At 25.2% G+C, this 12,525-nt stretch carries 10 protein-coding genes and 1 pseudogene; 3 read left to right on the top strand and 8 right to left on the bottom strand.

The window, feature by feature from the left end:
* Nucleotides 1-10: 10 nt before the first annotated feature.
* The 3 genes and pseudogenes from I5Q57_RS06935 (at nt 11) to I5Q57_RS06945 (ending at nt 6,011) form a co-directional block, all read left to right on the top strand.
* On the top strand, nt 11-3,457 hold the full coding sequence (locus tag I5Q57_RS06935; RefSeq protein WP_215825841.1) for an ABC transporter permease: 3,447 nt from the start codon (nt 11-13) through the stop codon (nt 3,455-3,457).
* Between the two features lie 213 nt (nt 3,458-3,670).
* Entirely contained in the window at nt 3,671-4,630 is a 960-nt protein-coding gene (locus tag I5Q57_RS06940; RefSeq protein ID WP_215825842.1) for an IS1/IS1595 family N-terminal zinc-binding domain-containing protein, read from the top strand.
* A 272-nt stretch (nt 4,631-4,902) separates the two neighbouring features.
* Nucleotides 4,903-6,011, top strand: a pseudogene (locus tag I5Q57_RS06945) (IS3 family transposase).
* 262 nt (nt 6,012-6,273) lie between these two features.
* Here the strand turns inward: I5Q57_RS06945 and I5Q57_RS06950 are convergent.
* The 8 genes from I5Q57_RS06950 to I5Q57_RS06985 form a co-directional block, all read right to left on the bottom strand.
* Nucleotides 6,274-6,411 carry a hypothetical protein gene (locus tag I5Q57_RS06950; protein ID WP_215825843.1) on the bottom strand — a complete coding sequence of 46 codons (138 nt, stop codon included), beginning with the start codon at nt 6,409-6,411 and terminating at the stop codon, nt 6,274-6,276.
* A 212-nt stretch (nt 6,412-6,623) separates the two neighbouring features.
* Entirely contained in the window at nt 6,624-7,466 is an 843-nt protein-coding gene (locus tag I5Q57_RS06955) for a rolling circle replication-associated protein (RefSeq protein ID WP_215825844.1), read from the bottom strand.
* Between the two features lie 682 nt (nt 7,467-8,148).
* Entirely contained in the window at nt 8,149-8,505 is a 357-nt protein-coding gene (locus I5Q57_RS06960; RefSeq protein WP_215825845.1) for a hypothetical protein, read from the bottom strand.
* A 31-nt stretch (nt 8,506-8,536) separates the two neighbouring features.
* A complete protein-coding gene (rnc, locus tag I5Q57_RS06965) occupies nt 8,537-9,229 on the bottom strand; it encodes a ribonuclease III (protein WP_215825846.1) in 693 nt (230 codons plus the stop codon).
* Nucleotides 9,230-9,235: 6 nt separating this feature from the next.
* Nucleotides 9,236-10,252, bottom strand: coding sequence for a phosphate acyltransferase PlsX (plsX, locus tag I5Q57_RS06970; protein WP_215825847.1), 1,017 nt, complete (start codon nt 10,250-10,252; stop codon nt 9,236-9,238).
* Nucleotides 10,253-10,285: 33 nt separating this feature from the next.
* The gene (locus tag I5Q57_RS06975) at nt 10,286-11,914 is read right to left on the bottom strand and encodes a DAK2 domain-containing protein (protein ID WP_215825848.1); all 1,629 of its coding nucleotides are present in this window, start codon (nt 11,912-11,914) and stop codon (nt 10,286-10,288) included.
* Nucleotides 11,915-11,941: 27 nt separating this feature from the next.
* On the bottom strand, nt 11,942-12,274 hold the full coding sequence (locus I5Q57_RS06980) for an Asp23/Gls24 family envelope stress response protein (RefSeq protein ID WP_215825849.1): 333 nt from the start codon (nt 12,272-12,274) through the stop codon (nt 11,942-11,944).
* 75 nt (nt 12,275-12,349) lie between these two features.
* Nucleotides 12,350-12,523, bottom strand: coding sequence for a hypothetical protein (locus I5Q57_RS06985; protein WP_215825850.1), 174 nt, complete (start codon nt 12,521-12,523; stop codon nt 12,350-12,352).
* Nucleotides 12,524-12,525: the final 2 nt, after the last annotated feature.

Consider the following 12,525-nt stretch of genomic DNA (forward strand, 5'->3'; position numbering starts at 1 on the left):
GGTTAGGTAGATGTTTGTTCTTTTAAAAAACTCTTTTCGTTCTATTAAGAAACGATTTTTACAATATATTGGTTTACTAATTTTGCTGGTGCTAGCAATTAGCATTTTTAGTGCCATGTTTGCTAACAATCAACAAATTACATCAAAATATGATTTAATCTATAAAAATCCTTTGCGACCAACACATCATATCTCTAATCCCTCAGAATTAAAGTTAATTAATAATAGTAGCAATACAACTATTGATTTGACAGAACACCCTAAACATTATCTTTTTGAAAATAATAATGCTAAATTAATGCTAATGTTAGCAAAACTTGAAAATGAAGGTTTTAATTGTCAAATTGAAAATCAAAATGAACAAGAACCTTCTATTGATCCAATGCTTTGTTCAATCCATTTAATTGTTATTACTCAAAATAAAGATAGTGATAAAGTTCCACTTCGTGAAACTAGCATTCGTAATTGGCGAATTTTAATGGCAGCAAACTCTAAAAATATTAAAAGTTCATTATTTTTTAAAGAACGCATCCAAAATAATAATGGTCAGGAATTTGATATTGTTCCTAATTTTGATTTAGAAAATATTGGATTAATTAATAATAATCCTATTAGTATTGTTAAAGGGCGAATTCCGATAAGAAATGATGAAATTGTTATTAGTGAGACTTATAGTTATGTCCATAATATTAAAATTAATGATTCATTTATAATTAAAAATAATAAATTTATTGTTGTCGGTATTGGAAATAGTTATACAACAAAGTTTATTCAAAAAAATAGTTTGATTCAAACAGTAATCCTCGAACAGTTAAGTCCTAAAGATAATGGCGTAATTTATACTACCCTTGATCTTTTATTTGATGATCATTTTTGTAATGATACTAAAAGTAGTTTTGAAAATTCTAATATTTATTTAACAATTAGTGGTGATGAAGTTCAAGCTCAAAAAGATATTTACAAGCAATTAAAAGAAAAAACTTTAATTGAAGATGTTAATAAAAATTTTATTAAAGTTATAAGTGATGAATTAATAAGTAATTTAATTATTCAAAGTATTGTTTTTATTGCTTTAACTTTTATTTCAATGTCAGCATTAGTTTTAATTGTATCTTTTTTTATTCGTAAAGAAATTAATGACCAACGCACTCAAATTGGAATTTTAAAATCATTTGGTTATAAAGGTTGACAAATTTCGTTTAATTTTATTGGTTCAATTTTTATTATTACATCTTTAGCGGCTATTTTAGGATTTGGAATTTCATTGTTATTTCAAAAGCAATTTTCGGGAGCAATGTTAATTTATAATTTTGGCATTGTAACGATTTATTTTGATATTAAAATTTTATTAATATTTTTTATCTTTTTACCATTGTTATTTACTTTTGTTTGTTGAGGGTTAACAACCTTTCTTTTACGAATGCCTGTACTACAATTAATTTATGCTTCCAATAGTAGTAAAGGTTATTTAGCAGCACATTTTTTTAAAGCATTAGTAGTTAAATTTCCGTTTTCATTTCGTCTTTCAGTAGCATTTTTTACTAAATCATTTGGAAAATGATTAGTAAGTGGTAGTATTTTGTTATTAGCTTCGTTTATTTTATTTTTACAATATTTAACTGTGGATACAATGAATCATAAAATTGATAGTTTTCATTCCGAATGAAAAGTTGCTGGCAGTAACAGCTATAATGAACAATATCGTAATATTACTGATTATGACCAATTTAATGCTAACAATACAAAACAATCAGCAACGACTGCTTATTTTTACAATCAACAATATGAATATATTGCTTTACAAGATATAATTGATCCTCAGACATCTAATGTTTATAACCACAATTCAAATAGAGAATTTACATATTATCTCGTTGATTGACAAGATGAAGAAATAAAACCTGATGCTAAAAAAGCAACTATTTATTGTGTTTTTAATACTATTGACAATGAGAAGTTAAAAGAAATTTTCGGTGACGTTGAGAAAATTGTAAATGAAAATACTAATATTAGTCTTATTCAAATATTTCAAAAGTTAGATGTTTATCAACAAAACCAACTTATGAAATGATTTAATCGTCTTAAAGCGTTACAAATAAAAATTCCTGAACGATATAAATTTAATGTTAGTAGTGACACGATAGCTATTATTTTAAAAAATCGGAAATTAATTATTGAACTTAGTAAAAAAATACCATCTGAATTTAATTTTAAAGACATTATGAGTTTTTTAAACATTATTGATGATTTTAAAAATACCAATATTAATATTAATATTGAAAATATTGATTTAACCCTTAATTATGTAGAATATGATAATACACAAGATTATTTGCTGAATCGTTATTATTTCAATATTCCCCCCAAATTAAAAGCGATTCAAAAGATTAATTCAGGATTTAATGCCTTTGTTTATGGTGTAAATCAAAAATCTTTTCAAGACATATTAAATATTAAACATAGTGGCCAATACATTGATCAACTTTACTTTAATAATCCTAATGATTATGATGTTAAGCGTCGCATATTACCAGTTCTTGTTTCTCGTAGTTATGCTGAATATTATCAGCATCAATATCAAGTCGGTGATATTATTAATAATTTTAATATGTTTTGAATTAAAGATATGAATATTAAAATTGTTGGTATTATTGATAATGCTACCGATGGATGAACTATTGTCACTAATGAAAAAATAATTACGAAATATTTTGTTTATCGTGAAGCTATTAAGAATGGTGACAATTATGACATTATTGATGTTAATAAAGAAGGTAATGATTTTCAAAATAATAATTTTTATAACTTTATAATGGGGAAAAATGAAGTATTACAACCCTTACGGTCAATGGGACTTTATTATGAAAGAGATAGTATTCCGATTGTCACAATTGGTAGTATTAGTAATAACAACAATAAAAACAATTTAGTAAGACCACCATTAATAAAAGAAGAACCTAACATCCCAACATTAGGAATTAAGAATACTGCTAATTTTAATAGCATTCTTATTATTCGTTTAGCAAAAGACGGTATTACTAATCTTTTAAATATCATTAGTAGTGTTTTAGATACAATTCGTTATGTAACCTTAATAGTAGTAATTATTGTTTTAATTTTATTAGTTTCAATGATTATTGATGATAATATTTTTATTATTGCGACAATGAAAATTCTTGGTTATCATATTAAGCAAATTGTTAGTTTAATTATTGGTTGGTATTTAATTGCTGTTATTCTTTTCTTTGCTGGTGGTGTAGGGCTTTCATTTTTAACTTGATATATTGTGGGTGCTTATATATTTAAACTCTCAGGAATTATGTATCTAACTCATATTTCATTAATTTCTTTATTATTAACAGTTGGCATTGTATTATTTATTCTTCTAATAACATACTTTATTTCAATTTTTATTATTCAAAGAAAAGATGTTCTCATCTTACAAAAAACATCATAGAAAAAACTAGTTTAAACAAAAAAAGATTAGCAATTTTTATAAAAATAAAAAATAACCTTGCTATTTTAATTTGAATATTCCATAATACTTTTATGAGAATTGAAAATCATCAGTTTTTTAAAATTTTTTTTAATTTTGTAGAAAAACCTTGATATTTATTGAATATACTTAATTTTAGGTATATTTTTAATATGATAGAGGTGGATAATAATTATGGAAAAAATAATTCAAGAACTAGTAAATATTTTAACAGATGATCAATTTTTAGAATTTTATGAAAAAGTCAAACAACAAGCAGAATTAATAAAAAAACAAAAACGTTTAAATGAAATTGATCAAAAATTTAGAGCACAAGGTATTAAATGCCCTAAATGTGAATCTTACCATCGCGTTAAAAATGGACATAATCCAGAAGGAAAACAAAAATATTTATGTAAAAATTGCCGTGCAAGTTTTGACGTTTTTCGTAATCATTTTATTTATTGAAGTCATTTAAATTATGAACAATGAAATTTATTGATTCAAATTTCATTGCTGGGGCAATCTAGTAAAAAAATTTCTCGTTTTATTAAAATTACATTAAAAACTGCTTGATATAATCGTCAAAAATTAATGAAATCAAAACAATTAGAAAATACCCAATTAAAATTTAAAAAATTATCTGGTAAAATACAAATCGATGAAACATTTATTAAAGAAATTCATAAAGGAAATTTCAAACATAAAACTGATCCACGAAGAATTCACCTTGACCCATCCGCAACTAATACTAAATGCTGTATTCAAATGGAAGTTTATAATAATAACAATATTTATGTTAAATCCACAAACACCAAACGTTTACAAAAACAATGAGTTATTGAAAATATGAACAAAGAATTAATTAACCAAAATTCAATTATTACTTCTGATATGCAAAAATTATATTTTTTAGTAGCAAAACAAACAAATTCTACTTTATGTGTAACTAAAACAACAATTAATCCTGAAGCTAGTTATCGTAACTTAAATAAAATCAGTAAATTACAATCTAGTCTTAAAGAAGTCTTAATTCATTATCACGCGTTAGGTTTTACTAATATTCAAAATTATTTAAATCTCTGAAAATGAAAATACCAACATAAGGGTTTAACTCCAAACCAACAAACAGCGGTATTATATTTTAATGTATAAAAAATTAAAGTAAAAATAGTAATTTTACATAAAAGCCTTTTAAAATTATCAAGTTGATGATTTTTTTTATTTTATCAAGAGTTTTCGACAAAATTAAAAAAAATTTTTAAAAAGCTATAGCAGTTCAGGAATGTACTATGCAATAAAAAAGGAAGTAAAATGACTTAAATTTTAATTAAAATTTAAGTCATTGGATAGGTTACAATAAGTTGGACCATATTTATGTGGACTTTAAAATAAAATAAAATTATTAAGAAAGCAGGAAGATAAAAATGGAGAAAAACTCATATTTAAATGAATTTAAAAAACAAATTGTCATGCTTTATCAAAACGGAAAAAGCATTGTTGAAATTATTAAAGAATACGGAATTTCAAAATCAGCCGTATATCAGTGAATTGAAAATTTTAATAATTTTGGGTCATTTAAAGTGCAAGATAATCGCACTGTCGAAGAAAATGAATTAATTTACTTGCGAAAAGAAAACCAACAATTACGAATGGAAAATAATATTTTAAAGCAAGCAGCATTGATAATTGGCAAAAAATAGGCATTATTAACAATAATAAAGAAAAATATTCCGTGCTAAAAATGTATCAAATATTAAAAATAGCAAAATCAACATATTATTATCAAACTAATAATTGTGTTAAGTATGATGTTAATAATTATGAAGAAGAAGTTATCGGTGCATTTAATAAAAATCGTAAAATTTATGGTGCCCGTAAAATTAAAGCTGTTTTAATGAGAAAAGATATTATCTTATCACGTCGAAAAATCAGATTCCTTATGATCAAAAATAATTTGGTTTCTAAATACACCAAATTAAAATATCGTAATCATAAAACAATGGTTAATAATGAACGAATTAGTAATGTTTTAAATCGTCAATTTAATAACAAAAAACCTAATGAAGTTGTTGTTAGTGATTTAACATATGTGCAAGTTATAGGAAAATGACATTATATTTATTTATTAATTGACTTGTTTAATCGAGAAATAATTGGCTATAGTGCCGGACCAAACAAAACCGCCGAACTAGTTCAACAAGCTTTTCATAAAATAACACGACCATTAAATAAAATAACTTTATTTCATACTGATCGTGGTAATGAGTTCAAAAATAAAATCATTGATGAAATTTTAATAACCTTTAATATTAAAAGATCATTGAGTGCGAAGGGTTGTCCTTATGACGATGCTGTGGCTGAAAAAACTTACAAAACTTTTAAAATATAATTTATCAAGGGTAAAAAATTTGAAAATTTAACACAATTAAAATGCGAATTATTTGATTTTGTTAATTGATACAATAATCGTAGAATACATGGCAGTTTAAATTATTTAACGCCTGTTGAATTTAGAAAATGACAGTCTATATAAAAAGTGTCCAAAAAAGGGTTGCCATACCATTTTTTGTTCTTTTAATTTTGATTTTTTTAATACAAAGCAAATTAAACATTTTACTATTTCTGCTAAGGTTATTCATACTAATGAGTAACCTATAATCATTAACTTACCAATTTCTCCAAAATTTTTAATAAATTTTTGCAAATTTTTAATATCTGTATGTAACAATAAAACTATACTTAAAGATATGAATATAATGTAATTAAGTATTATTCATCAATATTTTTTTAAAGAATTAATTAGTTTGTTTAGTTTCATTTTTCAAAGCTCTTTTTTCCTTAATTTTCTTAACAATAAGTCAAACTAATTTTTCAACTTGAAAAGCAATAAATACCGCACTACCAAATCAATAAACAAACAATCCGAGCAACATAATGGCGGTATTTAAGCTAAAAAACTTATACATATCTTTTTCAATAAATTCAATAAATTCTCTATTTGTTCCCAGTATCCAATAAAGTTAAAGTTCAAAGTATTAAGTTTATAAAGATAAAAACAATGCTAAGTAATATTTTTAACCAATGATTTTTAAATCAATTTTTAATTCTTATTTTAAATTGCACTTTTTCTTTCATTTTTTTACTTCTAATGTTTCATTTTTCTTAGTTGATTTCTAAATCTTAAGCTTTCTAACGAAGTATAATTTTCACTTTCAAAGTCTACATAATTAATATTTTTAAATTCATAGATTGCTCCGCACATTTTAGTTTTAAATTTATTAACTTTTGATTTTAAGTACTTTACAAATTCAGAATTTATGGTTCTATTAACAATATTATTCAAAGTATCGGTAAATACTTGTTTTCTAGTAATGGGATTTTGACAGTTGTAAGAGAATTGATAAGCCCTGATATTTAAGTCATACTGATTTAATGAGTTTTCATTCATGACATTTTTAGTTATATATTTGGAGCAATATTTTAAAACCATTTCATTAGTGTTTTCACGAACTCTAATATTTTTATTAATTCCATAAGATCAAAATTGTAAAATAATTTTATGAGGTATTTTTTCGGTGATTAAAATATGAAAATGAATAATGCCTCGTTTCTGATATGTATATGTATACAAATACTTAATATTTTTATTGTTAACTTTAAATCAGTATTTTAATTTTTTAAAAAATTTATTTAAATCACGCTTACATTTTCTAATATCAAATTCATTAACATCAGCATAAGTAAGGGTTAAGAATGTAAGTTTTTTACAGTCTCAAAAATTATGATATGCATTCCTAATAACATTAGATTTTGCACGAATATTGCTATTAAGCATTTTTGTATCACAATTACCTTTATTTTTTAAACCGCCAGCATTGTGGTTATTTGTTTTAATTCGTTCTAAGGGCATAACGATATTACGAATATATTGACCGTAATAAATCGTTTTCATATAAAAATCAGTCGGATTTTGAAGTTTTAAATTCATATTTTATGCTCCCGTTTTAGATTTTTGCCAGTTGTGTTATTTAATCAAGTAATAGTCGGCGAAGCCGACTAACCCGCTAGCGGGCGGGGGCATACGCCTTCCGCACCGCTTCGCAGACCAAGATGTTTATCAATTAACTGGACAAGTTTTTTTGATTTTTTGATAATTCAGTTTTTTGCAAGTTAACTATTTTGGGGTTTTTTCAAAAGTTAATTCGCAACTAAAAAATGATTTAACATTTTATAAATTTCTTGTTGTTCTAGATTGTTATCATCAATTCATAAGGCTTTTTGTTCGCCGGTAGGCTAAAATAAGTCATTTTCATAACGCAAAAATTCGGCAGAGCAACCCGACATCGTAGAACCATCTTTATTTTTAAATATTGTTCTTTTTATACTAACTAATTTAACATTATATTTCATTTTTCTTTTTCCCTTTCGGATTTAAAATTTTTTTAATATGATTAATAAATTTTTGGTCGTAAACATCGTTATTTTCTAAGTTTTTAATATGCAAACACCAACGACATATTTTATAATTTATCGTTCCTTTCAAAATTAAAAACTCTTTTCATCACAAGAATTACAGATTCCAACTGTATTTTTATTACCAATGACATAGTTTTCGCTGTCGTATTCAATACAAAATATTACTGCCAAAAGAATATAGCCCCCAAAATAATTTATAAAAACCAAATGTGCAAAACATCTGTGGTTTCTACAAATTCAGTAAGATGACTTATTGATAGAGTTGCTTTTTTAAAAATTTCTATATCAAGTTTATTTTCAGAAGTAAAATAATTTTTATTTTTTCAAAGTTTAGAATCGTTTCTAAAAACTAAATCTTTAGATGAACTAATTGTATTATCATAAATTGCAGCATTATTATAAATTTTAGCATATTGATTTTTAACATAATCATTTGATGAAAATACCCCTAAAAGGATAACTAACATTATTAAAATAACAATTAGTAAACTAATTACTTGAAAAAAGTTTTGAAAAAAACTATAAATAATACTTTTAAATAACTTTAACATCTAATTACCTCATTAATTGCTATCTTTTTATTTAAACAACCTTAACTAATTTTAAATAAGCATCTTTTGCAGCTGCTTGCTCAGCTTTACTATGTGAACTACCACTTCCCTTACCAAAAATAATGTCACCACTTTTTACAATAGCAACATATTGATAGCTATTTTTATCTTTATGTTCAAAAATAACTTTATATTCAATAGGATCTTGGTGTTCAGTTTGTAAATATTCTTGTAATAAAGTTTTATAATCTTTAACTAAATAAATACTTTTATCTTTAATTTTATTAAATAATGTTTGCATTAAAAATGTATTAACCGCTTGTTGGCCTAAATCTAAATAAATAGCACCGACAATAGCTTCAAAAACATCACCTAAAATGCTATCTTTTTCACGACCACCCGTTTGAATTTCGCCTTTACCTAAGCGAATATATTCATTAATCTTATAAAATCTACACACTTGTGCTAAGGTTTCTTCTCTAACAATTTGACTTCGCCAAATTGTTAACTCGCCTTCATTTAAATCATCATTTATTCAATATAAATATAATGTTGTATACATTTGCAACACCGCATCACCTAAAAATTCTAATCGTTGATAATTAAAATTTAATTGCTTTTCATTAGCATATGAACTATGAGTCAAAGCTTCTTCATATAAATTAATATTTCGTGATTCTAAATTAAATGTTTTTAACAAAATTTTAATTTCTTCAATAAACATAAATCCTTATTTTCCTTCTTCTTTAACAACATTATTTTTAATTAGTGATAATACATCTTCTAAAAGCGCTTTCCGAACTAATTTTAAAGTACTAAAAAATGCTTTAACATCACTACTACCATGCGCTTTAAAAACAATGCCATTAACACCAATTAAAATTGCTCCGCCCGTATTTCGATAGTCAAAAATTTCTTTAATTTCATTAAATGCTTTTTTCAAACATAATGATGCTAACTTACGAAAGATATTCTTAGTAAACTGATTTCGTAAAACTTGCAATAAATTCCGTGACGTTCCTTCAACCGCTTTCAAGGAAATATTACCAGTAAAACCATCAGTTACAACAATATCAATATCACCATTCATAAAATTATTAGGTTCAATATTACCAACAAAATTTAATTGTGAATTGTTACTTAATTTTATATAAGTTTTTTGATGATACTTCTTACCTTTTTTCTCTTCTGTACCAATATTTAATAATGCTACTTTTGGTTGCGATAATTCTCAAATTTTTTGAACATAAATATTTGCCATCATAGCAAATATTTCTAAATCATTACTATCATTTTCAACATTAGCTCCCGCATCAATAAGCACAACTTGCTTATTTTTTATTTTTGTTGGCATAATTGCCATAAAAGCTGGACGACTAACACCAGTTATTTCTTTTAAAATAAAATGATTAGCTGCTAAAAAAGGACCCGTAGCCCCTGCTGTTAATACTGCATCAGCTTCTTTATTAGCAACACATTCAATTGCTTTACTCATTGAATTATCGTTTTTTCTTCTAATATCTAAAATACTATCAGTCATCATTATTTCTTCATTAGCATTTTTAAAACTAATCCGCGATAATAACTTTTCATTTAATTTAGAACCAATTAAATATTCTTTAATTATCAGCTCGTTACCAACTAAAATAATATCAATGTCATTATATTGTTGTAAAAATTTTATGACACCACTTATTAGTGGTTTATGTCCTAAATCTGAGCCCATAACATCTACTGCAATTTTCACAAACTTCACCTCTTTTTAACAATTAAATTATATCTATTCAACACCAAATATGAAAGGATATACTGGTTGTTCGCCTTCAATTTTTTCATATTCAACATCAAAGTTTTCATCAATATACTTTTCAATTAGTCGTAAATCTTGGCGTTTAGCATCTTCGCCAATAAAAATTGTTACCAATTGCGATGATGATTTACTAATCATTTTACTTAGTAATTTTTTTGCTACTAAAACTAAATCTGCTTCTTGAGTATAAATTTTTTTATCTAAAATACCAAGATAATTTCCTTCTTTCACAGCAACACCATCAATAGTTGTTGTTCTAACAGCATTAGTAATTCTTGCTGACAAAATTTTTTTAGTAGCATTTTTCATATTATTAAAATTTTTTTTAGCACTTTTTTCTTCCTTATTAAAACTAAGAATACTAAGCATTCCTTCTGGAATTGAAGTTGTAGGGATAACATAAACATTAGATTTCTTTTCTAGTTTCGCTGCTTGTTGTGCAGTTGAAATAATATTAGAATTATTTGGTAAAATATAAACATCTTTAGCATCAACTAATTCAATCGCTTTTAAAAAATCATCAGTTGATGGGTTCATTGTTTGCCCCCCACTAACTACATACGATGCTTGTAAGTCATTCATAAAATATTTTGCTAAACCTTTACCAACAGCAACAGTAATAATTGCTCAAGGGTTATTTAAACTACGAATTTCTTTAATTTCTGTACTATGCTTTTTTGCTTGCAAACCCATATTTTCAATTTTTACTTTTTGAAAATCACCAAATTGTTGTAAATAAACTAATATTTGCCCGGGCATTAACGAATGAACATGAACTTTAAAAATATCTTGATCTTGAACAACAACGATTGATTTACAACCTTGCTCTTCTAACGAAAAGCGAACTTTTTCTAAAGGAAAATTTTTTTGTTTCATTTCACTTAAAATAACAATCGTTTCTGTACAATAACCAAAATTTTCATCATCTAATTTAATAGCAACTTCTTTATTATCACTAGCTACTAAATTCTTTTTCTTTTTAATTTCTTTCCCTTTTTCTAATGAATAAACCATTCCCTCAATAATTTTAACTAATCCAAAACCGCCTGAATCAACAACACCAACTTCTTTTAAAATTGGCAATAACTCAGGAGTTTGTGCTAATGCATTGTTAGCATTTTCCAAAAACTTATCCATGAATTTTAATGGCAATATTGTTTCCTTAGTTTCAAGTTTAGTATCATCAATAGCAAGTCTAATAACAGTTAAAATTGTTCCTTCAATAGGCTTCATAACCGCTTTATAAGCTACTTGTTTAGCATAAGTTCATGCTTTTAGTAAATCGCTAGTACTGATAAATTCTTCATGAACTAATCCTTTACTAAAACCACGAAAAATTTGGGATAAAATAACTCCTGAATTTCCCCTAGCTCCCATAATCAAACCGCGACTAAACACATTTGCTATTTCAGTAATACTAGAAGTTTCATATTTTTTAATTTTTTTGATAGCATTTTCCATTGTTAAATTCATATTTGTTCCCGTATCACCATCTGGAACAGGAAAAACATTTAATTTATCAATTTCTAAGTGATAATTATATAAGTTATTAGCAGCACTAATAAGCATGATTTTAAATAATTTTGCATTAATTTTCATTTTATTTCACCTACCTCTTAATAAATATTATTCACTAATTAAATCATCAATGCAAATATCAATTTTAAAATTACTATCAAATTCCATTTGCTTTTCCAATTCATATTTAACACGATGTTGAACTTCTTGTAAAACTTCAAAAATATTAGTATGAATTGAACTAATAATATGAATTTTAACCCCATAATGATTTTTTTCAATTTTTTTAACATCAATTGCAGGGGTAATGTCTTTTTCTAAAGCAATGGCATCCTCATTTTCTTTATTTTCACGACTATAAGCAAATGCAACAACACCTGGTGTTATTGATACAACTTGCTTAATAATATGAGCAATTTTATCAACATCAATTAATTTCACTTTATAACCACCATTTTATCTAATTTTTAGATTCATTATCATATAATTTTATAAATAAACTTTTAGTTTTTTAAACTAAGCCATTAATCCTGCAGTATATAATGCTTTAAAGCGACCTTCTTGATTTTTTAATGTTTCAAAATTACCACTTTGAACAACACCTTTATCTTTTTCTAAAACAAGAATTTCATCAACATCTTTAATCGTTGATAAACAATGCGCAATAATAAAGGTTGTTCTTCCTTTCATTA

The sequence above is a fragment of the Spiroplasma endosymbiont of 'Nebria riversi' genome, from assembly GCF_018831625.1.
GTDB lineage: Bacteria > Bacillota_I > Bacilli_A > Mycoplasmatales > Nriv7 > Nriv7.